Annotated in this window: 24 protein-coding genes and 1 riboswitch; of the genes, 3 read left to right on the top strand and 21 right to left on the bottom strand. The window is 42.6% G+C overall.

The window, feature by feature from the left end; all coding sequences use genetic code 11:
- Positions 1-33: 33 nt before the first annotated feature.
- Positions 34-1098, bottom strand: a complete 1065-nt coding sequence (locus ABD960_RS08430; protein ID WP_345330582.1) for an acyltransferase family protein — start codon at positions 1096-1098, stop codon at positions 34-36.
- Positions 1099-1209: 111 nt separating this feature from the next.
- On the opposite strand from ABD960_RS08430, the gene ABD960_RS08425 reads away from it, so the two are divergent.
- Entirely contained in the window at positions 1210-1374 is a 165-nt protein-coding gene (locus tag ABD960_RS08425; protein ID WP_345330581.1) for a hypothetical protein, read from the top strand.
- Between the two features lie 133 nt (positions 1375-1507).
- Here the strand turns inward: ABD960_RS08425 and ABD960_RS08420 are convergent, their stop codons facing one another.
- The 3 genes from ABD960_RS08420 to ABD960_RS08410 are packed head-to-tail and all read right to left on the bottom strand — an operon-like array spanning position 1508 to position 5218.
- Positions 1508-2080, bottom strand: a complete 573-nt coding sequence (locus tag ABD960_RS08420) for a DUF6580 family putative transport protein (RefSeq protein WP_345330580.1) — start codon at positions 2078-2080, stop codon at positions 1508-1510.
- A 57-nt stretch (positions 2081-2137) separates the two neighbouring features.
- Positions 2138-3208 carry a DUF5074 domain-containing protein gene (locus ABD960_RS08415; RefSeq protein WP_345330579.1) on the bottom strand — a complete coding sequence of 357 codons (1071 nt, stop codon included), beginning with the start codon at positions 3206-3208 and terminating at the stop codon, positions 2138-2140.
- Positions 3209-3217: 9 nt separating this feature from the next.
- On the bottom strand, positions 3218-5218 hold the full coding sequence (locus tag ABD960_RS08410; RefSeq protein WP_345330578.1) for a TonB-dependent receptor plug domain-containing protein: 2001 nt from the start codon (positions 5216-5218) through the stop codon (positions 3218-3220).
- 107 nt (positions 5219-5325) lie between these two features.
- Positions 5326-5526: riboswitch (cobalamin riboswitch) on the bottom strand.
- A 120-nt stretch (positions 5527-5646) separates the two neighbouring features.
- Here ABD960_RS08410 and ABD960_RS08405 point away from each other — a divergent pair.
- On the top strand, positions 5647-6390 hold the full coding sequence (locus ABD960_RS08405; protein WP_345330577.1) for an SRPBCC family protein: 744 nt from the start codon (positions 5647-5649) through the stop codon (positions 6388-6390).
- Positions 6391-6439: 49 nt separating this feature from the next.
- On the opposite strand, the gene ABD960_RS08400 is transcribed toward ABD960_RS08405, so the two are convergent.
- The 15 genes from ABD960_RS08400 to ABD960_RS08330 all read right to left on the bottom strand — a co-directional run bounded on the left by ABD960_RS08400 (position 6440) and on the right by ABD960_RS08330 (position 23099).
- Positions 6440-7108, bottom strand: coding sequence for a helix-turn-helix transcriptional regulator (locus tag ABD960_RS08400; protein ID WP_345330576.1), 669 nt, complete (start codon positions 7106-7108; stop codon positions 6440-6442).
- A 121-nt stretch (positions 7109-7229) separates the two neighbouring features.
- On the bottom strand, positions 7230-7574 hold the full coding sequence (rplT, locus tag ABD960_RS08395; protein WP_345330575.1) for a 50S ribosomal protein L20: 345 nt from the start codon (positions 7572-7574) through the stop codon (positions 7230-7232).
- Positions 7575-7653: 79 nt separating this feature from the next.
- A complete protein-coding gene (gene rpmI / locus ABD960_RS08390; RefSeq protein ID WP_173413919.1) occupies positions 7654-7854 on the bottom strand; it encodes a 50S ribosomal protein L35 in 201 nt (66 codons plus the stop codon).
- Positions 7855-7917: 63 nt separating this feature from the next.
- Complete coding sequence (gene infC, locus ABD960_RS08385; protein WP_232175673.1) at positions 7918-8484, bottom strand: translation initiation factor IF-3; 567 nt, start codon at positions 8482-8484, stop codon at positions 7918-7920.
- 1 nt (position 8485) lies between these two features.
- A complete protein-coding gene (thrS, locus tag ABD960_RS08380) occupies positions 8486-10411 on the bottom strand; it encodes a threonine--tRNA ligase (protein ID WP_345330574.1) in 1926 nt (641 codons plus the stop codon).
- A gap of 210 nt (positions 10412-10621) precedes the next feature.
- Positions 10622-11461 carry an endonuclease/exonuclease/phosphatase family protein gene (locus tag ABD960_RS08375; protein ID WP_345330573.1) on the bottom strand — a complete coding sequence of 280 codons (840 nt, stop codon included), beginning with the start codon at positions 11459-11461 and terminating at the stop codon, positions 10622-10624.
- A 22-nt stretch (positions 11462-11483) separates the two neighbouring features.
- Positions 11484-13280 (bottom strand): RagB/SusD family nutrient uptake outer membrane protein, encoded by a 1797-nt coding sequence (locus ABD960_RS08370; protein ID WP_345330572.1) that lies wholly within the window; start codon positions 13278-13280, stop codon positions 11484-11486.
- 30 nt (positions 13281-13310) lie between these two features.
- Complete coding sequence (locus tag ABD960_RS08365; RefSeq protein ID WP_345330571.1) at positions 13311-16817, bottom strand: SusC/RagA family TonB-linked outer membrane protein; 3507 nt, start codon at positions 16815-16817, stop codon at positions 13311-13313.
- Positions 16818-16971: 154 nt separating this feature from the next.
- Entirely contained in the window at positions 16972-17925 is a 954-nt protein-coding gene (locus tag ABD960_RS08360) for a FecR family protein (protein ID WP_345330570.1), read from the bottom strand.
- 71 nt (positions 17926-17996) lie between these two features.
- Positions 17997-18617 carry a sigma-70 family RNA polymerase sigma factor gene (locus ABD960_RS08355; protein ID WP_345330569.1) on the bottom strand — a complete coding sequence of 207 codons (621 nt, stop codon included), beginning with the start codon at positions 18615-18617 and terminating at the stop codon, positions 17997-17999.
- Between the two features lie 66 nt (positions 18618-18683).
- Positions 18684-19670, bottom strand: a complete 987-nt coding sequence (locus ABD960_RS08350) for a glycosyl hydrolase (protein ID WP_345330568.1) — start codon at positions 19668-19670, stop codon at positions 18684-18686.
- Between the two features lie 66 nt (positions 19671-19736).
- Positions 19737-20114 (bottom strand): hypothetical protein, encoded by a 378-nt coding sequence (locus ABD960_RS08345; RefSeq protein WP_345330567.1) that lies wholly within the window; start codon positions 20112-20114, stop codon positions 19737-19739.
- On the bottom strand, positions 20038-21558 hold the full coding sequence (locus ABD960_RS08340; protein ID WP_345330566.1) for a mechanosensitive ion channel family protein: 1521 nt from the start codon (positions 21556-21558) through the stop codon (positions 20038-20040). Before ABD960_RS08340 ends, ABD960_RS08345 begins: the two co-directional genes overlap by 77 nt.
- Positions 21559-21698: 140 nt before the next feature.
- Complete coding sequence (locus ABD960_RS08335) at positions 21699-22379, bottom strand: metal-dependent hydrolase (protein WP_345330565.1); 681 nt, start codon at positions 22377-22379, stop codon at positions 21699-21701.
- 66 nt (positions 22380-22445) lie between these two features.
- Positions 22446-23099 carry an HAD family hydrolase gene (locus ABD960_RS08330; protein WP_345330564.1) on the bottom strand — a complete coding sequence of 218 codons (654 nt, stop codon included), beginning with the start codon at positions 23097-23099 and terminating at the stop codon, positions 22446-22448.
- 164 nt (positions 23100-23263) lie between these two features.
- Between ABD960_RS08330 and uxaC the strand changes: the two genes are divergently transcribed.
- The gene (gene uxaC / locus ABD960_RS08325) at positions 23264-24670 is read left to right on the top strand and encodes a glucuronate isomerase (protein ID WP_345330563.1); all 1407 of its coding nucleotides are present in this window, start codon (positions 23264-23266) and stop codon (positions 24668-24670) included.
- Here the strand turns inward: uxaC and cysM are convergent.
- On the bottom strand, positions 24660-25553 hold the full coding sequence (cysM, locus tag ABD960_RS08320; protein ID WP_345330562.1) for a cysteine synthase CysM: 894 nt from the start codon (positions 25551-25553) through the stop codon (positions 24660-24662). The genes uxaC and cysM overlap by 11 nt on opposite strands.
- Positions 25554-25563: 10 nt before the next feature.
- A complete protein-coding gene (epsC, locus tag ABD960_RS08315) occupies positions 25564-26373 on the bottom strand; it encodes a serine O-acetyltransferase EpsC (RefSeq protein ID WP_345330561.1) in 810 nt (269 codons plus the stop codon).
- Between the last annotated feature and the right edge of the window lie 24 nt (positions 26374-26397).

The raw sequence follows: 26397 nt of genomic DNA, 5'->3' as shown, positions 1-26397 counted from the left end.
TGACAAATAAAACAGTATCTGTAAAAGTCATTACTATTTAGTCATCCTCTTTTTTAACCAAACCCTTATCGGAATGTCAGCCATCTTTAAAATAATGTAAGCCAACAAGATCAGCAGTAACGTGCTGAATACAATTACAATTGTTTGTCCATAAAGCGATGGTTTCAGCTTTTCTACATAACTCATAAAAAGCCATATGAAAGGATAATGTATGATATACAGCGGATAAGAGATATCACCTAAAAACCGGCATAACTTATTTTGTAGTGCAGGCAATCTTGCTCCGGCACCTAACGCCACCACGAAGGGAAAGTAAATTATAACGATTAATGGATCAACAACACGATTAAATGCTGAAAAAGGAATGAGAAAAGTGATTAGCAAAAGCAAACCAACCGGCAGAAAACTCAACTTTGTATAAATAATCCATCCTGACCGGTATACGAGTATGCCAACAAGAAACGAAAAAAAGACGCGAATGCCGCCGCCTATAATATTGTCGCCACCCCAACCTACGGCCAGGTTCCCTGATCGCTGTGCTTCAAAGATCAGCGTTCCGGCTGCAACCAGCGTCAATATCCATAGTAACTTACTTCGAATTTTCACCAGAAAGACGGCATAGCAAATGTTAGCTATATACTCCCATAACAATGACCAGGTAGGCGGATTTAAGTGAAAAAGATTGAAATACCTTTCATGAACAAGCGGATAAGGGATCATCAAAAGTGAAGACAAGAACAACATAAATGTACTGTTTTGATATTTACCGTAAAGATTGTTGAAGGGATCAAACACAAATGCCAGCAAACCAATGACGGCTCCAATAAGCACCAACGGATGCAGCCTGATTAGACGCAGGGTTATAAAATTTTTGATGCCGATTTTAGCCAGCCGCTGGTCGTATGCGTAGGCAATCACGAAACCGGAAAGGCAAAAAAAGAAATCTACCGCCAGGTACGCATGTGCAATAAAACTGTCTTTATAATCCGGAATGGTAATTTCCATAAAATGAAATATTACCACTGCAATAGCAGCTATACCCCTTAACCCATCAAGCGTATTAAAATGTTGTTTGGTGTCGATCAACGTATCATTCATCAATAATTTATTATTTGTAACAGAGGGGGTAAAAATGAGATTTACACCTTGGAATACTCAGAACTATTGTATCAATGTTTCGCTGTTCTGTTTCAATTTTTCATAGCTGGTATGAAAACTGATCCTTTATTGCGAACTATAGTGCTAAAAAGGCAATACGAGGAAAATTTTAAAGAAAAAGGCAAGGCGGACTACATCAACCCGGTTTTTCAAAATAAGATTATTGATGCTCAATCGCTTGCAGCGGAGTTCCGGATATTGACGCTGTATAGATAACTAAATGTTAAAGCTTGTCTTTACTGAATGATAGAGGTTGTACTTGGATAAGCACCATATATCATACACCCGATGTAATAAACAAAAAAGCGGCCCTTATCGGAGCCGCTCTACATATTTTGTTTTTGCAAACTTACATGGCAAGCTCGTGCCTGCTACGTAAAATGGTGTATTTGTTTTTCGCTAATTCAAAACCACCGTACAATGCTAACCCAAATACCGCATCGCTGATAAGCATGTTGCGCAGAAACGGCAGCGCATTGGTAAGCGAAGTGATATAACCGCTCATGTCGTGCGTGTAATAGGTGCCGTAAAGAAAAGGCAAATCGGTGATCAGCCAGAACAACACTGCCGAAGCAACCGAACCCGCTAATACATTAAGCACATTAACCCTTGTTATCAACGTACCGATCAGCACCGTTAAAGCAAAGCATGAATAGGTTACCAGATCGAACCACGAAAATAAGGTGATATGGCCTGTATACAGATAATTAATGCCGATGTTGCTCAAGAATAATACTACAAGCGGCACCAAAAACGACTTCCATTTATCGGTAAAATAAGTACCTGCAAACAAAGCTACCGCGCCAACAGGGGTAAAATTACTTAAATGCTGAAACTCAAAAGTAACAAAACGCATGGCTATAGCGCCTACTATCATGAGTATGAGTACTGTATTGCGGGTGTTCATATTATATGCCGACATTGCTTGTATATTTATATGCGAAATTAACGATTAAAAAGCAATTTGTAAACTTAGCGTTTAGTTGTTTTTAAACACAACTTTACCCGGTATTAATCCTGTAGCTGCGCTATCCTTAATTGCCCCTTCACGGCTGAATATATAAAGTTTGCCATCAGCGGTGTAGCCTTTAGCATCCGTAACAAATACTTCACCGGTACTCTCTTTAACCGCTATGGCAAATGGTGTAGCAAATTTAAAGTTGCCGGTTATGAAATTGGCGTTACTTACCTGGTCGGTAGTTGTGTTAAATACCACTACTTTACCATCGCCCGAAATCAGGTATGCAGAATTTCCGGCTATCGCGATGGTGTTGCCATAACCAATATCAGTGGTCTCGCTCGATTTTATCGCATCGTTAGTACCATTGATAATGGTAAGTGCAGGCAGTATCTTATCATAGTCGCCTGCTGAAATCACGTATACGTCGCCGCCTGCATCAGCAGCCAAACTAACCGGGTTAGCCGGAACAGTGATCTTCTTTGTTTCCGTATTTGTATTTAAGTCAATAACTGATACACTGTTATCCGGATTGCCGAAGGTAAGTCCGCCTGAGTTAGCTACATAGAGTTTTCCGTTCGCAATGGCCATTTGTTCAGGGTTACGACCAACAGTGATGAACTTCTCGATAGTGAGGCTCGCGGTATCAATCACGGCTACCGTATTATCATACGATGTGATATAGGCCTTATTTTTATAAAAAGCCACATACCTGGGCTGGCGCGCAACACCGTTATTTTTCATGTCGATATGTTTGATCAGCTTACCATTGCGCGGGTCGACTACCTCTAAGGTACTCGAAACGTTCACCGTAATGTACATTTTTGAGCCATAAATTGCAGCATCATTCGCTACAGAACCCAAGCCGGTGCCATTAGCAGCCGAAAATACATCTAAAGTAACCTTTTTGGTTGTGGTATTATAGAAAGTTAATGACGCATTGCTTGCGCTGAATGCTCCCTGATTAACGATAAATACGCCAGTGCCTAAATTATCTTCGGCAACTATCGGGTCGTCATCCTTACTACATGAAGTAGCTAATAACGAAAGGGCAGATAAAAGTAATAAGTAGCTGTGTTTAAATGATCTCATTTTGATGTATTAAATTGTTAATTGAAGTGTTAAGCGTAGTGAGCGCGGCGGCATGGGGTATCCTTTCACAATTACGTAATTACTGTTAAACGCGTTGTTAACCTCCACCGCTGTATAAAACTGTTTTTTCAGCAGCTTGAAATTATAGGTTAGCGACAGATCGCTTACATGATATGCAGGAACATAATATTCCGGCCGGTTATTGCTCAGATAATATCGCGACGATGAAAAAATGTGATTATAAAATAAGCCGACGCCGTTGTGCCTAACGCCTGCATTTAAAGCAAGCGTATGTTTTGGCGTGTATGGTATCTGATCTTTATAAAAACTATCGCCCGGGTTACTGATATCAATTGCCCGTTGATAGGTATAAGCCAGGCTAAGTAAACCCGCATAACCATTAACCGGTTTAAAACGTGTTTTTAGGTTTAAATCCAGCCCTCGGATATCTACCTTACCAATGTTGCGCACGCTTAAAATCTCTGCCGACCGCCCCGGAAAGGAGAAAATTTTATTGGTTACCTTATAATAATAACCATCAACGCTTGCCAAAAAATATTCTGTAAAACTGTCGAAATTTTTGGTGTAGACCGCACCGGCATTAAATTGGCGTGATTGTTCCGGTTGAAGATTACGTGGCTGTACGGCGTAGTAATATTGCTCGGACAGGTTAGGGTAACGATAAACATCTTTATAAAATGCCCGAAACAGTAATTCGCCGTTCTTTATCGCCTCAAAGCTTGCCACAAGCGTTGGACTTAATGCCGATTTTGATTTTGCTGCGGTGTTTGTCTCCGCATCATCATTGATATACATGCTGAGTAAACTTGCCTGAAACCCGAAGCGGCCTGTTTTTAAGTTACTCGCCAACACATTGTATAACGACAATCGCTTTGGAAACGCGTACCTGTAAACATCAATATCCATATCTGTAAACGACGCATCGGTACCGTAGGATATTTCCCAGTTATTAAAGGGTTTATAGCTTAAAGTGGCGGATTGGTAAAGCTCGCGCTGTGTATAATGTTCATTAGCGCCGCCATTATTATTCAAAAATGAAGCATCGGTATAATGCTGGTAATTGTGCGATGCCTTGGCGGTTAATAACAGATGCAATGAACTCTGCCAAATACGGTCATAAACAGCCTGCACAAAAGCGTCCTGGTTAAGCAGGTGCTGATCTTGATATACAGCATTAAGTATGACCGGACCGGGCAAACCACGGTCAGAGCTGATGTAATTAAACTGAAGCCTGAACGTCGTACTGTCGTCTTTGCTGTAGTAAACTCCCCAGTCAATTTGCTGGGTAGATACGTCGCTATTTACACGCCTGCCGATGGTGTCTCTGCCACCAAAGTTATCTTTAAATTTGTAATTGCCGTTAGCTTTTTGTGTTGAGGCGTTTAGTACAGCCGACCAATTATTACTCAATCGCTGCTGCCACTGTACATAAGGATTGATTAAACTAAAGCTTCCGGCACGCACACCGGCAGTAATGCCGTAAGGTTTTTCAACACTTAATTGAGGCTGCTTTGTAATGAGCGAAAGCACCGCCGAATTCGCATACGAACGAGCTGGCAAGCTTAGGTTAATCGGCTGGCCGGTATATAAAATAATCTCCTGTAAATTCAATAAATTAAAGCGCCCAAGATCTACCTGCCCGGTTTGCGCATCGTTTATCGGTATACCATCGTACAAAACGCTGGTGTAACCGGCACCCATACTGCGTACCGAAACTGTTTTTAATCCGCCTATTCCGCCATAATCGCGCACGGCAACTCCAGAAAAATTGCGAACTGCATCGGCTACGCTAAAAGCGCTATATCTGGAAAAATCAGCAGATGTAATAGCCTGAACAGGAGTAGCCGACTTTAAAACACCTGATGTAATACCTTGAATGTGTACTTCCTGTAAGTTTTTGACACTGTCGGATTGCGCGAGGGTATTCTGGCTAAAGCCCAATATGAAAAACGCTATCGCATTTAATGCAAAAATATTTTTGTTTAACATATTGATTTCACCACGACTATTTAAAACGAAAAGAGATCAGGAGAAATATAATATGAGTGAAATGCGCATTGCACATGCCATTCAAGCTTCAATCCCCGAAAGCTTCGAATAATTAATTACTTATGGCAGGTATTCTGACTTGCTCCCCTCACTCCTGCCTTCCCATAGTTTATTACTACAGTGGCTTATTGACGGATTTTTGGTTACAGAGCTTACAGCTGCGGGACAGTTACGGACTTACACCGTATTCCCTTTTAATTTGCGAGGCTATCAAGTAACAACGCAAAACCAAAAGCGCACAAATGTACAATAAATAGCGACTACTATTTAAAAAAAAACCGTTCGTGTAAAAGCAAGTTTTTTAACTAAAGCAAAACTCCTTTAACGGCACAATGTTATATAAGTAATCTACTTAAAAACATATCATTATGTCGAATGCATCAATACAGTTGGCAAACAACTACCACCGCGCCGAGAATAACGCGGAACCTATAAACCTAACATGGCCGGAGCGATATATCTCCATTGCTACGGGTGTTAAATTAGGAATATCGGGTTTTAAAAACCTGTTTAAAAGTCCGTTTTCAAGTATTATAAAACTTGGAGCCGGCGGCTACCTGCTAAGCAGGGGATTTACAGGCCACTGTGAATTGTATAGCCGGGTTGGTAAAACCACTACCGATGATGTGGTGAACGTAAATGTACGTTCAGCCTTTGTGGTTAACAAGCCGCGTTATCAGGTTTATGAGTTTTGGCGTCAGCTTGATAATTTGCCTCTGTTTATGAAACATCTGGAAAGCGTACAGGTGATTGATAACACCCGATCGCACTGGGAGCTTAAGTTACCGGCCGGCGTAGCCCGTGTTACCTGGGATGCTGAGATTGTGAAGGACGAGCCGGGTTACATGATTGGCTGGAGCTCACTGCCGGGATCTATCATTGATAACGCAGGTAAGGTACGTTTCAGAGATGCCGAAAATGGCGGAACCCTGGTTGATGTGGTGATCAGCTACCACCCACCTGCAGGTGGCCTTGGCGCAAGTATAGCGTATGCTTTGAACCCGGTGTTTAAAAGCATGGTCAACGCTGATGTTCAGAACTTTAAGCAATACATGGATATCGACAATGATACCCGCGAATTAAACGACAAAAGCACAGACCCGCTGTTGTAGAAATTAAATCTATTAATTAAGGCGCTTACAATATTTGTAAGCGCTTTTTTTATAGCAGGTTGAAGGCGCGGGCGTATTCTGTAAATTCAAAATTATTGGATATGCCAAGCTTTTGTTTGATGTTTCGGCGGTGTGTTTGCACTGTCTCTGCCGATATGAATAGCTCTTTAGCTATTTCGGGCGAACTTTTGCCGCCAGCCACCAATTTTAAAATGCTGATCTCCCGCTTACTTAACAAGCCAAAACGCGCCGCATTGTTACGAAGGAATATATTTTCGGCTAATAATCGCTCGGCTTTGGGTTCAACTTCTTTCAGATTTTCAATGGGCAGCGCGGTAGTTATGGTTAGCAAGGGCTTGCCATCATCATCCCACATAAAAATACCGGTGGAGGTAATGTGCCAGGTCCAGTCATCCTTACCGGCGTATTTTACCTGTTGAAAATAGCTGAAACTTTCGTTCTTTTTATTGTCACGTAAAAGCTTCTCCATTTTCGGCAGCAGGCCTTCCATATATTCCATGTTGAAATAACGCGGGTAGTATTCTGCTCCCATTTCCCTTAACTCATCAACGGTTACTCCCAGTAACTTCTGCCCTTTTGAGCACATATGAACTACCGAAAAATCAGCAATATGGTGGATGATAGTTACGCCGGGCAGCATTTCGGCATAGGGTGCGAATTCGGTTATTTTTTGGCTGATAGGTTTGGGTAGTTCCATTTACTCAGGGCGAACATTAATTTCCCTGAATATGTAAAATAATATTAGAAAGTAAAAATGCACAAAAAAAACGCCCGGTTAATACCAGGCGTTCTTCAATGTAAAACGTTGCTAAACAGAACTATTTTACTGCGTCAATAATTGCTTTGAATGCATCTGGGTTGTTCATAGCCAGGTCAGCTAATACCTTACGGTTTAAACCGATCTCTTTAGCGGCTAATTTGCCCATTAATTGCGAATATGAAATTCCGTGCTGACGGGCACCGGCGTTAATACGCTGGATCCATAAAGCTCTGAATTCTCTTTTCTTGGTTTTACGGTCGCGGTAAGCATACTGTAAACCTTTTTCTACTGTGTTTTTTGCAATGGTATAAACCTTGCTGCGTGAACCCCAATAACCTTTAGCGAGGTTCAAGATTCTTTTTCTTCGTCTGCGTGACGCTACTGCGTTTACTGAACGTGGCATCTTGTTGTTGTTTTTGGTAGTGAGTGCCGCTTAAGGGCGAACTTTAGTACTCTAATACCTGGTTAAAAATTTAAATTAATTACTTACCGATACAAAGCATACGCTTTACGTTACCCATGTCAGCATCAGACACTAAGCTGGTGTGACCTAAGTTACGCTTACGTTTGGTCGACATCTTGGTTAAGATGTGGCTTTTGTATGCGTTTTTCCTTGCAATTTTACCGGTTCCAGTAAGCTTAAAACGCTTTTTGGCACTGGAATTGGTTTTCATTTTTGGCATAACTCTTATTTGTTTGTGTTTAGACGTTTTCGCAACGTTTTATTTTTATTTCGAATATCGAATTTACTTTTTTGCACCCTTTGGAGCTACTGTAAGGAACATACGCTTACCCTCTAATTTCGGTAATTGCTCAACCTTCCCCACTTCCTCCAACGCCTGGGCAAATTTTAATAAGAGTATTTCGCCTTGCTCCTTGTAAACAATTGAACGGCCTTTAAAGTGTACGTAAGCACGTACTTTCTCGTTCGACTCCAGAAACTTAATAGCATGCTTCAGTTTAAACTCAAAGTCATGGTCATCAGTGTTAGGGCCGAAACGGATTTCTTTTATAACCGTTTGTTTGGCATTGCTTTTTATCTCCTTCAGCTTTTTCTTCTGCTCGTAAATAAACTTATTATAGTCGGTTACTTTACAAACAGGCGGGTTAGCGTTAGGCGATATCTCAACAAGGTCAAGCTCCTGCTCCTGGGCAATGGCAAGCGCGTCACGTAGTGAATACACGCCAGTTTCCACATTATCACCAACAAGACGAACCTCTGGCGCCTTGATGAATTGATTGATGTTATGTTCGGCCTCTTTTTTCTTGAAAGGGGGCCTTGGTCCTCTGTTGAACGGTCTGTTTAAAGCCAAGTTATACTGTTATTTCTTTAGTTATCTGTTTTATAAACTCCTCTACGCTCATGCTGCCCAGGTCGCCCTGACCATGTTTACGAACTGAAACCACATTTTCTGCGGCTTCTTTTTCGCCAACGATAAGCATATAGGGGATCTTTTTAACTTCAGCATCGCGGATTTTACGCCCGATCTTCTCATCTCTGAAGTCAATTAGCCCGCAAATATCGGAATCTTTTAATTCATCTGAAAGTTTTTTTGCATATTCTTCATATTTTTCAGATATAGGAAGAATAATAAATTGCTCCGGTGAAAGCCACAGCGGGAAGTTACCGGCGCAATGCTCAATTAACACGGCCACAAAACGTTCCATTGAACCGAACGGCGCGCGGTGTATCATCACCGGGCGGTGCTTCTGGTTATCGCTGCCGGTGTACTCCAGTTCAAAACGCTCAGGCAGGTTATAATCAACCTGAATGGTACCCAATTGCCATTTACGGCCAAGGGCGTCTTTCACCATAAAGTCGAGCTTAGGGCCATAAAATGCGGCTTCACCAAGTTCAACAACAGTTTTTAGGCCTTTTTCTTCAGCCGCTTCTTTTATGGCCGATTCAGCCAGCGCCCAATTTTCATCGGTACCGATATATTTAGTTTTATTCTCCGGATCACGTAATGATACCTGTGCTGTATAGTCCTCAAATCCAAGGGCTCCAAAAACGTATAACACAAGGTCAATTACCTTTTTGAATTCTTCCTTAACCTGGTCAGGGCGGCAAAATAGGTGAGCATCATCTTGAGTAAAGCCACGCACACGGGTTAAGCCATGCAGCTCGCCACTTTGCTCGTAACGGTAAACGGTGCCAAACTCAGCGTAACGTACCGGAAGATCCTTATACGAACGTGGTTTTGATTTATATATCTCGCAATGGTGCGGGCAGTTCATTGGTTTTAACAAAAACTCCTCTCCTTCCTGCGGTGTTTTTATCGGCTGGAATGAGTCTGCACCATATTTTTCATAGTGGCCGGATGTTACATACAGATTTTTATGCCCGATGTGCGGGGTAATTACCTGCTCGTAACCGGCTTTGGTTTGCGCTTTTTGCAAAAAGCTGGTCAGGCGCTCACGCAGAGCGGTGCCTTTAGGTAACCATAATGGTAAACCCATACCCACTTTTTCGGAGAATGTGAACAGCTCTAATTCCTTACCCAACTTGCGGTGGTCGCGTTTTTTAGCTTCCTCCAGCATGTGTAAGTACTCGGTAAGTTCGCTTTGCTTGGTAAAAGTTACGCCATAAATACGGGTAAGCTGTTTACGGCTTTCATCGCCGCGCCAGTAAGCACCGGCAACGCTCATTAGTTTAACAGCCTTAACAAAACCAGTGTTCGGAATATGTGGGCCGCGGCAAAGGTCTGTGAAGTTTCCCTGAGTGTAAAAAGTAATAGAACCATCAGGCAGATCCTTGATCAGGTCGAGCTTGTACTCGTCGCCTTTCTCGGTAAAGTATTCTACAGCATCGGCCTTGCTAACCGGCTTCCGTATGTACTCCGACTTTGCCTTGGCCAGCTCAATGATCTTGTCTTCAATCTTTTTAAATTCTTCGGACGAAAATTCGCGGTCGCCAAAGTCAACATCGTAATAAAAACCTGTTTCAATAGCAGGGCCGATACCGAATTTAGTACCCGGATATAAAGCCTCAAGTGCCTCGGCCATTAAGTGGGCCGATGAATGCCAAAAGGTTGATTTACCATTGGCGTCATTCCAGGTCAGGAGCTTAATGCTGCTGTCTTCCTCAATAGGGCGACTGGCATCCCAAACCTGGCCGTTTACTTCGGCTGCTAATACATTACGTGCTAAACCTTCAGAGATCGACTGCGCGATCTGCATGGAAGTAATTCCTTTGTCGTACTGACGAACGGAACCATCAGGGAGTGTAATATTAATCATCTACAACTATGATTCGGCCTTTTCATGTATTGATACGGCCAGTTTATAAATATGTTTTTAAAAAAGATCGCCTACTAACGCGACCTGTATGTTATGTGGCAAAAATATAATTTATTTATTAGCTGTGATAGGTGTTGAAAATAAAATTGCGCCTTAAAAACAAAGCCTCCCTTTTGAGGAGGCTTTGAAAAAAATCAGAAACAGAAACAATTAAAATGTAAACTCTGCCAGCACCGGGAAATGATCTGACGGGAATTTGCCGCGGTAGCTATCGGTTAATATGCCCCAGCGTTTAACATTGGCAGTGCCGGTTGTAAATATATGGTCGATAATACCGTCCTTATCCAACGCTTTACCAAAGTTGTTGAACGAGGCATTGAAAATGTAAGGATGTTTAGCCATTGTGTAAGTATCCTTTAAATAACCTGATGTGGCCAGGCGCTGGTACCAGGTACTTTCATGGTCGCCGTTAAGGTCGCCGGTAAAAATAGCTTTTTCGTTGCCGGCGATTTCTTTTATTTTTTTCAGGATAAGTTTGCTGCTTTCTTCGCGGGCGATTTTACCCTGATGATCAAAGTGTGCGTTAAAGAAATAAAACTTCTTTTTGCTTTGTTTATCAAGCAGGTAAACCCATGAACATATACGGTTGCAGCAGGTAGCATCCCAGCCTAAGCCCGGTTTGTCCGGCGTTTCTGACAGCCAGAAATCGCCTTTCTTTAAAACCTGAAAACGATCCTTTTTAAAAAAAATGGCTGAATGCTCCCCTCCTTCTTTACCATCATCACGGCCAAGGCCATAACGTTCGTATTCAGGCAGGGCTTTACTTAGGTCCTGAAGCTGATTTTCGCGGCCTTCCTGCGTACCTACTACATCAAAATCATGAAAGCGGATAAGCGCTGCTGCTACCGGTGCACGATTAACCCAAAGGTTACCAGTATCGCCGGCGTTATCAAAACGTAAGTTGAACGAGCCTGCAATTAAATGCTGTGCCTGTGTTGCACCGCTTGCCATTAAAAGCAGTGCCGAAACAAATAAGTGTTTAATTTTCATAGTATTGTATGTATAATTAGTATTACCAGCCGGGGTTTTGACCAAGTTTTGGATTGATCAGCCTTTCGGTTTCAGGTATCGGGTAAAGATAATATTTATCATCCCACTTACGCGTTACGTTTGTAAGCCAGGTAAGTTCGTTACTGCTGTTAAGGCGTTGCGGGTTTACTGTTCCGGTTGATAAGTTGTCTGCCACGCTCACGTAAGTAACACCGGCTACAGCAGTTGGCATGGTACGATAAAAAGCTACATCAAGCACGCCATCACCGTTCAGATCCATTGGCTTATTCAGCTCTGGCACATAAATACCATTCCACTCTTTGTCCATCAACTCACCACGTTTCCAACGAACAATATCATTAAAACGGAATCCCTCAAACACCAGTTCTATACCACGCTCACGCCTGATCTCCAATAACGATGGATCGCTTATCCCCGGAAAGTAATTGGTTTGCAAGTACGTATCAACCGTTGTTGGTTTAGCGCTTGTATTACCTGTTATACCGGCACGGCGGCGTAAGGCACCTATGGTTAGGTTCCAGTCAGCATCAACAAATGTTCCTAATTCAGCCTTAGCCTCCGCATAATTCAACAATACTTCGGCATAGCGTATTGATGGAATAGAGTTAGTGTTACGCGAACCGCCATCCATTGATATATCGTCAAGCGTAAACTTTATAGGATGATAACCTGTATAGGTATATGAAAATGCCGGAGGTGTTAACTCCTGTTTTGTACCATTTAAACGAGTGTAATTACCCATACGTATAGTTTGCTGTAAGCGCAGATCGCGGCCTTTTACTTCTTCGGCAAACGGCATGGTTCTATAACCGGCTTGGCTGGTAAATGGTGTGCCGTCAATATTTAAATATGTATTAACAAAGGTACGTATCAGGCTTAAACGATCGCCGTAGGTAGCGCTTGTCCAATACCAGTTGGCATCGTTAAAAATGCCCAGCGCCGGGTCAACAACAGCGGCCAGCATCACCTCATTACTAACTGGTGTTGTGCTGGTAAATAGTTGACGGTACGCTTTATCAGTGCCGCCTCCTGTGTTCAGGCTAAAAGCATTGGCATCTATAACTGCTTTAGCTGCATCCGCAGCCTGTTGTAACAATCCATTGGCTGATGAAGTCAAATTGTATTCGGTATGATATTTACGGAAGGTACCTTCAAATAAGCATATTCTTGACTTAAAGGCATACACAATATTTTTGGTAATTTGTGTGCGTGAGGCATCAGTTGTTGTAGTGATGTTTTGTGAAGCGTAATCCAGGTCGGCTATTATTGAATCAACCACAAGTACACGTGAATCACGGCCACCGTACAATTTAGGATCATCTACCGCCATGGGTGAATTTATCCATGGCACATCACCAAAACGCTTAAGCTTATCAAAATAAAACCAAGCACGAAAGAATCTGGCCAGGCCATTAAAGTGTCGGCGCTTATCTTCCGGTACTTGCGGCCTTACATTGTTAATTAAAAAATAGTTGATATTTCTCAGTGCAGACCAATCATTCGATGACCAGCCTGTGCTTTGCTGCGGGCCATAAGCGCCGGGTCTTAAAAAATCCGGAACAGAGGTACGGGCAGCATAATCAGACATGGCATCACCACGTACTAACGCGCCTGCATCCGGCAGTATCTCGTACATTGAATTTACGTATAATTGTAAACCATCAGTACTACCAAATACTGCGGGTGGTGTTGCTGCCGACTGTGGTTCCTGATCAAGCTTTTTACAGCCCGCTGCAATAACAGCAATAAATGTTATGCTCAGCAGTATCTTGTTATATTTAAATTTTATTGAAAACATATTTAAGCTGATTAAATTGTTTGTATTTAATTAGAAAGTTGCTGTTACGCCAAGGGTTACGCTCTTAAGTATCGGATAATTGTTGCCGTTACCACTGCCGCCGTCCGTAAGTATCCTGTCTGATCCGTTGATGCTTTCAGGATCAATATCCTTGGTTACCTTGTATAATGGCGACCATGTTAACAGATTCTCGCCCGAAACAAACACCCTAAGATTGCTTAGCTTGATTTTTTGTATGAGCTGTAACGGCAGGTTGTAACCTAACTGAATGTTTTTAAGGCGCAGATAGGCCGCGTTTTGCAGGTACTTGGTTTGTGCCTGTGCCAACTCGCCCGATCCGTTTTGCGCCGAGTAGCCACGATAGCGGGGAAAATAAGCGTCCGGGTTATCTTCTGACCAGATATTGCCGATCATAGATACCGGTATTTTGTTGTAAGGCCGGTTATATTGCCCCCAAAATACGCTGGCTTCTGAACCTGGGTACCAATCGCGTTTACCCACACCTTGCAAAAAAGCAGAGAACGAGAAATTGTTCCAGTCGGCATTTAAACCTATACCATATGTATAACGTGGGGTTGAGTTACCTATGATTCTACGGTCACCAGGGTTATTAGCGGTTTGCAAGCCATTGTCTATAACACCATTACCATCAAGGTCGGCAAATTTGATGTCGCCCGGTAGTAACTGGCCGGTTGTTGACGCCTTGGTTAATATTTGTTTTGGTGAATTGGCAATATCTTCGGCTGACGTAAAGTAACCTAATGTAGTGTAGCCCCATATCTCACCAAGCGTTTGGCCGGTATAGTAATCACTTAACCTCTTATCTGTATTGTTGTATTTGGTGACTTTGGCCAGGTAATCAGATAAGGTAAGCCTTACACTATAATTAAAAGGTTTACTGCTTAAATCAAAACGATCATGCCAGTTCACAGTTACTTCCCAACCTTTTGTTTGCAGGTCGGCATAGTTACCTTTTGGTGGTAGGGCACCAAAAACACCCGGCACCGTTGGGCCTGTAGTATACATGTTTTTAGTATCGCGGATGTAACCATCGGCGCTTATGTTTAACCGATCATTTAACATACCTATATCTACACCAATGTTCTTAGTACGGGAGGTTTCCCAGGTTAAACCATTAGGTAACACAACCGGGTTGCTTGTACGCTGAGGTAAAACACCGTTTAATATTCGGCCTGATCGTGTAATGTCTAAAGTTTCCTGAAACCGGTATGAACCAATACTGCCATTACCTAATGAGCCATATGAGCCGCGAAACTTTAAGTTGCTAATCAGATCTTTTGATATGGTAAAGAATGGTTCTTCAGAAACTCTCCACCCGGCTGAAACTGAAGGAAAGAAAGCATAACGCTGATTTCCCGGGAATTTGGATGATCCATCATAGCGCCCGTTAGTTTCAATCAGATACCTGTCCTTATACGAGTAATTTAAGCGATAAAAACCACCTAATATAGCCCATTCTTCCCAACCGCCTTTTGGAGTAATTCCCTGGCCAAGGGCAAGGTTAATATCTGTAGCATCTTCCTGCAACAGACCATTACGCGTTACCTCTAAATGCTCAAATGTTGATTGCTCGTAATTGTAACCAGCAAGAGCTTTAAAATAATGCCCGCCTTTTAATTTAGGCTCATACTCGCCGTAAATATTTGTAGCCAGGTATTTTGTATTTTCCTGAATCTTCTGTAAATCATTGTACGCGGTACCTATATACTGTATAACACCTGGCCTTGTACTGTAAGGAATCGGTACACGTTTACGATCCTGACCGTTATCGGTATTCTGGAAAGTGAAGTCACCTTTTACACGAAACACATTATCAAAAAAGTGCGCGTTAAAACTCGTTGTATTACGGAAAACACGGTTATCAAAGTCAATTCCGTTTTTACCGTAATAAAGGTCACCTACTGAATAAGCCGCTGAATAAGTTAATGTACCATCGGGATTTAATAACGGCACCATGGTATGACCTTCATCTGCAATATTACGCCATATACTGCCACCCTCGCCTACGTTAAGCGGGTTATGGTATTTCATGTTTGAATAATCAGCATTGTTGCTGATAGTTAACCATGGGTATACCTGTAATGAGCCTTTTGCACGCAGGTTATAAATATTATAATCATCACTGTTGTAACGGAACAAACCATCCTGTGAGAAATAACGGCCGGTGATCAAAAAATCGGCCTTACCGCTGTTACCTGAAATTGACAGGTTATGCTCACGGGCGCTGTTATGATCTTTATAAAGCAACTTATACCAGTCAGTATCGCCATAATATTCATAATCACCTGTAGCGTTAACAATAGTGGTAGGCAATGAGGGATCGTTATTGCGCTTTTCAAGTTCGGCCAAATACGGCTGAGTGAACTTTACCGTTTTGTTGATATTTTGCGGCGTTTGCGAGTAATCGTTCCAGGCACTCCAGGCCTCATTAAACATTTTGGCAAAAGTATAGCCATCGGTAACAAACTCAGGTACCGTAGTCGGGCTTTTTATGGATTGATTGAATGAGTAAGTTATGCTTGTTTTTTCTTTTGACGGATTTTTGGTAGTAATCAACACCACGCCAAAAGCACCGCGTGCACCATATATAGCGGCCGAAGAGGCATCTTTTAATACCGATACGCTGGCAACGTCGGCAGGGTTGATACGGCTTGGATCGCCCTCAACACCATCAACTAAAACCAACGCGTTGCCACCCTGACCAATTGAGGTAATACCCCGGATGTTAAACGTTGGCGATTGCACGGGTTTGCCATCAAGCGGTACAATGTTTAAGTTGGGGATAGTGCCCTGCAAACCCTGTGCAAGATTTGGTAAAGAACGGTTCTCTAAAACCTTCGATGTAACCTGATCAACAGAACCCGTCAGGTTTTCCTTCTTCTGCGTACCGTAACCAACAACCAACACCTCGTTAAGCGTACCGCTTTGCCCGGTAAGGCTAACCGTATTGAGTTGTGTTGTTTCGCCGGCTTTAATACGCACGCCGGGTATACGTTTTGACTCGTAAGAAACGAAGCTTACAATCACCGTATACACACCCTCTTCAGCCTCGATGCCGAAAGCGCCATCAATGTTTGCTTGCACACCTTTATTGGCTTCAACAAGCATAATGGTAGCGCCAGGCAAAGGTTCGCCTTTTTCATCAATTATTTTACCTGATATTTTGCCGGGAGCAGCCTTAGGCTTCTCGGCTTTTTTGTAGAGTGTAATGGTGCCTTGCACTTCTTCTTTAAAACCGATTGAGGTATTACTCAACAGTTTTTTAAGCACATTATACAGGCGCTCGTTGCTAAAATCGCGATTTTTAATAATAACGCTGTTTAAATTGACCATTTGCGGATCGTAGGCAAAGTCTACTTTTCCGGCTTGTTCAACCTTTTTTAATGACGCGGCAAGCGTTTCGTTTTTTAATGAAACGCTGATGCGCTTTTCAAATATCTGCCCTGATGACGGCGAGGCTACCAGCACTCCCGAAAAGGCAATCAATGCGGTGTAAATAAGAAACGTAATACGCATAGCTTTACTTAAGCGACGTAAGTTTTTTTTCATACATTTGATTTCTTTAGTGAATTTTTAATGAACTAAGGGCAAAGCTGTTAGGGCTCAATCTGTCAGCAATGCAAGCACCGGCCGGTACTGCTTCAGTTCCGGCCTTTTTATTTAAATATTATCAGTAAATAATTACTTCATTGTTTATCCTCCTGTATTGATTTTGATGTACCGAGCAAATGACACGCAGCGTTTCTTCAAGTGTGCGCGATGTGTTAATATGAATATTATAGCGATATCCGGCCGCTGCTTTGTTTTTGCTTTTTAATTGTATACCGTAGATATTAGCTATTGCGAACGCCAGGTCGTCAAAGTTCGCTTTGTTAAATACAAGCTTGCCCTCAGTCCATGCGCGGGCCACGGAGCCGTCAACCGTTTCTATACGCTTTTTATCGTTTACCGTATTGTAGGTTACCTGCATGCTGGGTGTTAAAATAGCCAGCAGCTTTTTACTATTAGTCACTTGCACTTTACCTGTCCGTACAGTTACTATGGCGCGTTTCAATGTTTGATACGCTTTTATGTTGAAGGATGTACCCAGCACCCGGGTAGTTACATGAGGCGTTTTAACCAGGAATGGGCGCCGGGGATTTTTGGTCACTTCAAAAAAAGCTTCGCCCTCGTCTAGATAAATTGAACGCTGTTGCCGGTTCTGAAAATCATCACTGATGCGGATTTCACTGTTTGCGTTAAGCCAAACTGACGATCCATCAGGCAAACTGATCTTTTTTACCTCGCCGGTTTTGGTTTTGATTTGCGTAAAACGCTCTTTGCCTGAAACAGAATTTAATAAAACCGGTGCTTTTTTGCGAATGAATAACGATACAGAGACCAGTAATATAGCGACGGCCGCCGCATAACGCATAAACTTTATAGTACGAACCTTCGCTTCAGGTTTCTCTGTTTCGAGTTTGATAAGCCCGCGTATATCTGCCTGCAGGCGCTGCTCGTCATCCGGGTTAAGCTGGCTTTCCGTATAAGATGCATACCAATCATCAACCAGCTGTTTTTCGGCTTCAGTAACCTGGTTTTTAGAATAGCGCTCAAAAAGATCTTTTAGTTCGGCCGGAGTCATTCAGTAATTGTGCTTTATTATCAAGTTGCACAACTACCGCCTAACTACTTCAATTTAAAATGAACCTTAGGTTAATTATTTGTAAACAGAGCGGTGACAGCAACTACGCATCCGGCATAACGTTCAGGATATTCCATTTTGATGCGCTTCTTAAGCCTTTTAAGCGCTTCGGTAATGTTGTTAGAAACCGTTTGCTCGGCCAGGTTTAGGTTGCCGGCAATTTCTTTGATGGAATAGCTATCGCTTCTGAGTAAGAAGCTATTTTTCATATTTACCGGCATTTCTGCCACTTCTTCGCTAACAATACGTTCCAGATCAAAGTAGGTAGAAAGATTTTGATGCGAGTGTAACAATTGCGTAATGCGTTCAAGGGCATTATCCAGTACCTGTTGTTTGATGTTTTCCGAGCGATAATGTTGCAATACCTTCATCTTCACTGCACCATGTAAGTATTGCTTTATACTACTGGTTACCACAATGGTGCCGCGCTTTTGCCAAACGTCAACAAATACATTTTGCACGATATCTTTAGCGATATCTTCATCATCAACGCGACTGTAAGCTGATAGGTAAAGGCTTTTCCAGTAGCTGTTGTATAGCTGCTCAAAAGCCAGTTTATCGCCTTTTTTAAGCAATTTAAGTAAATCAATCTCGCTGTAGATGCCACTTGCGCCCATGACCCAAATGTACATTTGCAAGTTAAAGGGAATGTTAAGTTTGATAAGTTGTGTAAAAATTACACGCTGTTGAATAAACTGCTATTTGCCGTATTTTTTAATTATATCGGGCACTTCATCAAGTGTAATAATCAAATCATGATTGTAAACTCGCTTCAGATATTCTTTGTCTACTGATGTTAAATGCCCGGTATGCCACTCCATCCACCACGACCAAATAACGCCTTCAGCAATGCACTTGTCCGGATCAGGCGGTATGCCGCATTCATGGTAAGCGATCGGGATGTTTCGGTTACTTATTTGTTTGGCTGGATTGTACATAGCCGCGTGCGGACTATCGTCGCCATAATCATCAGCGCCAACAATATCCACATATGCGTCCCCGGGGTACCAGGCTATGTCGGGCTTTGAGGTATAGCAGAATACCCAAATCAAATTATTGAGCTTTTCCTGCTTAACAAAATAGTTGTACATGGTTATCCACAGCTTTTTCAGCGGTTCCGGGCCTTGCTTGCTCCACCAAAACCACGTTCCGTTCATTTCATGGAAGGGTCGCCAAAGCACCGGTACCTTGGCATCTTTAAGCTTTTTTAACAGACGGGCCTTGTCCCTCAGTTCAGCCCACATGGCTAAATTTTCCGGCGTACCCACTTCAAAGCATTTTGCTATATCAATCTCTTTCTTTGAATTATCGTAACCTTGCCCGATTGCTGGTGCTCCCCAATGCCACATAATGGTTGGTATACCGCCTTTGCGCCACCATTCAATGGCATGTGCAATCTCGTTATCATTTTCGACACTGTCAATAAAATCCATCCCACGAATGGCAGGCTGTTTACCGGTAACATCCTGAATATATTTTAGCTCGCCATCACCCCACTTCACATCCATTTGGCCCGACAATGTTTTTTTACCGTTTATAGCCAATAAGTAGCTAAAAAGCGCCTTGGCTTCTTTTGATGCTTTTTTGTTAGATAAATTTACTGGCTGCTGCGCTATAACCGAAGTTGATAACAATGACAACAAGTAAACTACTACTAATAAAGTGATGTACTTTTTAGATAACATGGTTATTACAAAACTCTCAAATATAGGCAGAAGTATAAGTCATGCCAACAATACTTATCACTTAACCTACTTATCGTCGATCTTTACTTTTATACTGCCCGGCTGATAATCTTTTGGCAGGTATTCAGGCGGCATGGCGGTGGCATTGCCATCCCTTACGGCATAATATCTTGGCGACATCAATTCAATCCCGGCCTCATGAAATACGTCCTGAATATTTGCATGTAGCTCAGAATAAATAGCGGCCTGCTTATTTGGCAATTTTGTAAAAGCGTTTACACGATAGCTCACATAAAAATCGTCTAAACTGGTTTGCAACACGTAAGGCGCGGGTTCTTTCTCAAGCATTGTAGTACGTGTTGCAGTATCAATAAGCAATTGATGCACTAGCCGCCATGGCACATCGTACCCACAAGTAACTGTTGTGTGCACAATCAATCCCATGCGTTGCATCGCTGCTGTAATTTACGGTGTGATTACTCATTACCGTAGAATTGGGTATAGAAATAATCTCGTTTTGAATAGTGCGGATACGTGTAACCAGCAAGTTCTTTTCAATTATATCACCGGTTACCTCACCTATTTTAACCCTGTCGCCAATTTTAAATGCCCGCATGTAGGTCAATACCAAACCCGCTACCACATTGCCTAACGCCCCTGCTGAACCGAAGGTGAACAATACTCCCACAAATACGGATACTCCCTTAAAAATAGGCGACTCGTTACCTGGCAGATACGGAAATATAACCACCAGCATAAATGCCAGTATCAATACCCTTATAATTTGATAAGTGGGGTTTGCCCAATCCGGATAAAATCCCGGAATGGTTAACTGGCCACGTTCAATTTCGAGCTTTATAAAGTTGAAAAAACGTAGCATATACCTAAATACGACAACAAGAATTATTATGGTAATCAGGTTTGGAATATAGTTCCAGATGGCTTCGCCTATCCGCCGCAACGGGCTTAATATATACCCGAGCAAGGCAGTCGAAATATCGCGCGTAAACGGAAATATGCTAAAGAGTATAGTGAGTGCAAAATAAATTGTAATTAGGATAATCACCCAGCGCACTAACCCGATAACTGTATTTATTAATCCAAGTTGCCTGGCCGGAGTCAGCAGTTGATAATTGCGAATATGTACGCCTTTTTTTGAGACCCGCTCACTTAATGCCAGCTTGCTGGTAAACCATTTGAATAACCTGTTTATGAAGAATATCAGCAAACTTAACACGCCAATCACCAACAAAGCGAGCAAGCCTTCTTTTACAAGGGTTTGAATGCTCGTTTCGTCGCGGTGGATATTGATTGCGCTGCCCATGGCGGCACGCAGTTTCTGCGCCAGCTTTTCGCGGGACGTATTTTCCCAGAGGGCATCCATATCTGATACAGACATGATCAGTTCATCGGCATAAATGATATCCGTAGTTTGTTCGGCTTCGCTGATTTTTAAAGAGTCAGTGCTGAAGCGGTAATTATCCGCAAGCCTTATCAAACGTTGTTCTATTGCGTCTGCCCGGTCTTTAGCTGTAAAACTTCCTTGCTTTAAATAGAGCGAAAAAATAGTATCCCGGAAGGGTTTAACCGGAAAACCTTTTACAAATTTCCTGAGTGAGTCAACCTGTTGTTTTTGCCTGATCGTTCTTAACGAATCTTTTTGTTTTAGGGCGTTGAGTTCTTTTACCAACGCAGACCGCTGAGCATCATTCAGTGTTAAGCGTGCTACCCTGGCTTCAAGTTCCGTTCTTTTTAACGAATCAGCAACCCCCTCTGCTGATAGCTGTTGCACACTATTTAACTGATTTTTCAGATTATCGCTATGGGCAGTATCCGTTTCGCTATGTATAACTGAATCTGTAGATTGAGCGTATGTTAGCAACTTCAAACACAATATAAAAAAGATCAGTATATACTTCCTCATATGCAAACTTAACTAAACTGCTTTATTAACAGCCATCATTACGTTAATGTTGTATAACAAAAAAGCCACCCTTTTGGATGGCTTCCACATTTAATATTGACCTGTTAAATTGTTATTGTTTCGCCTATTGCCGGTAAAAGTAATTTTATTCCAGCCTGCTCGAAGCGTTGTTTGGCATCTTCGGTATCTATCATAATAAAACCAAAAGTATTGTAATGCACGCCAAAAACGGTATTTACACCTACCATTTTAGCGGCTTCAATGGCATCATCTATACCCATAGTCAGGTCATCACCTATAGGTAATACTGCATAATCAAGATCAGCCCAGCGTGGCACTAGCTGCATGTCCAAAGTCAGGGCAGTATCGCCACTGTAATAAAAATTGCCTTCGTCGCTCTTGATAGCGAAACCGGTTGCTACGCCGCCGTAACTTCCGTCAGGCATACTGCTTGAATGTACTGCGGTAAAGCATTTTACTTTACCAAAATCGAGCGCCAGTTGTCCGCCTGGGTTTAGGGGATGCGTATTGCTCACGCCATTGTTGTTAAACCAGGTATGCACCTCAAAGCTGGCAATTACTTTAGCACCGGTACGATTAGCAATACTTTCCACATCAATCATGTGATCAGAATGCCCGTGAGATACAAAAATATAGTCGGCCGGTATTGTGTTGATATCAATTGCCTTTGCCAATTCATTAGGCGTGATGAACGGGTCAAATAGAATATTTTTCCCGCCTATTTTAACAGCAAAGCAAGCGTGGCCATAATAGGTAAATTCCATGTTATTGTTGTTTATTGATTTCTATTTAGAATAGTTAACAGCGGGCATAATTATTTGTTGTGATAATTACTTAACCAGGCTTTTAATATACGAATCGTTAAAATCGGGCGCAAAATGGAGGATGTTGTCTAAATAACTAAATTCATCTACCTCATGCGTAGTCGTCAGGATAACAGCTTTCATGTCGGCATTGGCTGCCGCCTCTGCTCCTTTGGGTACATCTTCAAAAACCAAACAATCCTGCGGGGGCACATTCAACAGCTGGGCGGCTTTAATAAAAGTTTCCGGGTGCGGCTTGCTAACGGTAACATCATCAGCGCTAACTACTACCTGGATGTATTTACGGATATTCAAACCATCTAATACAAAGTCGATATTAAAAGGTATAGCGGCCGACCCGATAGCCATCAATATACCCTTATTATGTGCTTGTTCTAAAAACTCCTGTAAGCCGGGTAATAGTTTCAGCTCGGGTAAAAAGGCTTGTTGATAGCGCTTTTCTTTTTCGAGCGAAAGCTTATCCATTTCCTCGACGGTAAAGCGCCCCTGGCCAAACATGCGCACCAGCAATTCGTGATTTTTTCCATACATGTTTTGCTTAACCTCTTCACGGGTAAAATTCCCGCCAAGGTCATTGTTCAGGATATCCTCCCAAGCAAGGGTATGGTACCACATATCGTTTATCATGGTGCCGTTTAAATCAAATATAATTGCTTTCATTGAGTGCTAAGGTAGTTTAAAAGGTAACATAACAACCAATATAAGTTTCAACATTGATTTAAAACTGACAGAGGGCGTTCGGTAACGTTTGCGTAATTTTAAAGAAGTTTATCTTATCACTTTGCATTTAAACTCGTTATAATCGCAATAAAAATACTACCACTGTGCAAAGCTTTTTAAATGAAAACTTTTTGCTTACCAATGATACTGCTAAACAGCTTTATCACGATTATGCAAAAGATCTGCCTGTAATAGATTACCATTGCCACCTGCCGCCGGATGAAATAGCTAACAATAAAAACTTTGCTAATCTCACGGATGTATGGTTGCGCGGCGATCATTATAAATGGCGCGCCATGCGTACAAACGGTGTTAACGAGGAATATATAACCGGCAACCGCAGCGATTATGAAAAATTTGAGCAATGGGCAGCTACTATCCCTTATACACTGCGTAATCCGCTTTACCACTGGAGCCACCTAGAGCTGCAGCGATATTTTGGAATCAACGATATATTATCACCAAAAACCGCAAAAAACATTTACGATAGCTGTACAGCCAGCCTGCAGCAACCGGAATTCAGCACGCGCTCACTCATCACCCGGATGAACGTGGAAGTTATTTGTACTACGGATGATCCCGTTGATGATTTGGCACATCATCGTCAATTGTTAAAAGATGGTTTTGATGTAAATGTGTACCCTACCTTCAGGCCTGACACGGCTATGAACGCAGGTGAACCCGAAATCCTGAACAAGTATATTGACAAGCTTGTCGCCGTTGCGGATATGGAGATTAGCACTTATGATGATTATTTGACCGCGTTAAAAAGCAGGCATGATTACTTTGCTGATAATGGCTGCATGCTTTCTGACCACGGTATTGACCATATTTATGCTGACGACTACACGGAAGCCGACATTAAATCCGTTTTTGATAAAATAAGAGCTAACAAGCCGGTTAGTCGTCAACTGGCAAACCAGTTTAAATCAGCCATTTTATTTGAGGTTGCCCGGTGGAATCACGAAAAAGGCTGGACACAACAATTTCATCTTGGCGCGCTGCGTAATATCAACAACAAAGGCTTAAACACACTCGGCCCTAATACTGGCTGGGATGCCATTGGGGATTTTAGCCAGGCGGCGGCGTTGGCGCGCTTTCTTGATAAACTAAACACTGAGAACGCGCTGGCTAAAACCATTGTTTATAACCTCAATCCGGCTGATAACGAAGTTATCGCGTCAGTTGTTGGATGCTTTAACGATGGCGAGATTGCCGGTAAAATGCAATTTGGCTCGGCCTGGTGGTTTCTGGATCAAAAAGACGGCATGATGCGCCAGCTAAACTCACTTTCAAACATCGGCCTTATCAGCCGGATGGTGGGTATGCTTACCGATTCTCGCAGCTTCCTGTCCTACCCACGGCATGAGTATTTCAGGCGTATACTGTGTAATTTGTTTGGTGAGGATATCGAAAACGGTGAACTGCCTGCCGATATAGCGTGGACAGGCAAAATCATCAGCGATATATGTTATTACAACGCCCGCAACTATTTCAATTTTAAATATTAGTATCCGGAACGTCGCCAAAAAGGCCGCTGCTGAGGTAGCGGTCGCCGCGGTCGCAGGCTATGAATACAATAGTTCCGCTATCTAACTCCTGTGCCAGTTTAATGGCGGCAGAACATGCGCCACCGCTGCTCATTCCCGCAAAAATGCCTTCAACCTTTGCCAGCTGGCGTGTCATGTCTACGGCAACGGCCTCGTCAATATCCATAATACGGTCAACACTGGCCGGATTAAATATTTTAGGCAAATAAGCCTCGGGCCAACGGCGAATGCCGGGTATAGAAGAACCTTCTGTAGGCTGGCAGCCAACTATCTGTATATCTGAATTTTTTTCTTTAAGATATTTTGAGCAGCCCATAATGGTACCGGTTGTGCCCATAGCGCTCACAAAGTGGGTTATTTTGCCTTGCGTATCGCGCCATAACTCGGGCCCGGTAGTTTTGTAGTGGGCCATATAGTTATCCGTGTTAGCAAACTGGTTTAACAGAAAGTACCCGGCCGTTGCGCCTTTCTCTTCTGCGTAATCCCGGCAAACCTCGATATTCTCAAGTAAGGTAACTTTAGCGCCGTAGGCTTCCATAGTAAGCGTGCGTTCACGCGTAGAATTTGCGGGCATAACCAATTCGATATCCAGATTATACAACCGTGCTATCATGGCCAAGGCAATACCGGTATTGCCGCTGGTGGCTTCAACCAGTTTGGTGCCTTCGTTAATATCGCCGCGTTCAATGGCACTGCGTATCATGTTATGGGCAGCCCGGTCTTTAACGCTGCCGCCCGGGTTGTTACCTTCAAGCTTGGCGTAAACAGCCACATTAGGGTTCGGGTTAAGTTTTGCCAGCTTAACTAATGGTGTATTGCCTATAAAATCGGTAACTCCTGCCATTATAAAATTCTTATTGTTGTGTAACTTTTTGTATAGTGATTTTAGGGATATGATAAACCGTAGAGTATGGTGCAACACTGTTGGTTAACCAAACATTACCCCCTATAACGCTATCGTGCCCTATAACCGTATTACCGCCTAATATAGTAGCGCCCGAATAAATGATCACCCTGTCCTCAACATCCGGATGCCTTTTTACGCCCGACAGGCCTTTGCGTACGCTCAACGCGCCCAGCGTAACCCCTTGATAAAGCTTTACATAATTGCCGATAACGCAAGTTTCGCCAATTACAATACCGGTGCCATGGTCAATATGAAAATACTCTCCTATTTTGGCTGCGGGGTGTATGTCAATTCCTGTTTTTGAATGCGCATGCTCCGTCAATATCCGTGGGATAAATGCCACGTTGAAATTATACAATATGTGTGCTATACGATAAAAGCAAATAGCGTAAAACCCCGGATAGGTACGTATTACCTCAAATTCGCTTTGCGCGGCAGGGTCGCCGTCGTAAATAGCCTGTATATCCGTATTTAAAGTAGCGTACAGCAATGGTAACTGCTCAAAAAATTCAGCAGCTATATCATGCCCGGTAACCGCGTCGGCATGTGCGCCTGTGCTTAAAATATTAGCCAGCTCGTTTTGTAAATCAGCAACGTGCTGCTTTAAGTCAGACAGGGACTCAAGCGCCATGGTTGAATGCTCGGGGTATAAAAGATATACTACCTTAAGCGCCCAACCCGCAATTTTATCGTTAGACGGAACTACCTGTTTAGCACGTGGTTTGGTAAGCAATTCTTTGTAAAAATCATCAATCATAAAATGGTGGTTCTGTTCAGCGGC

The organism is Mucilaginibacter defluvii (assembly GCF_039543225.1).
GTDB lineage: Bacteria > Bacteroidota > Bacteroidia > Sphingobacteriales > Sphingobacteriaceae > Mucilaginibacter > Mucilaginibacter defluvii.
The sequence above is the reverse complement of the archived record's forward strand: the minus strand, read 5'-3'. Positions and strand labels throughout refer to the sequence as shown.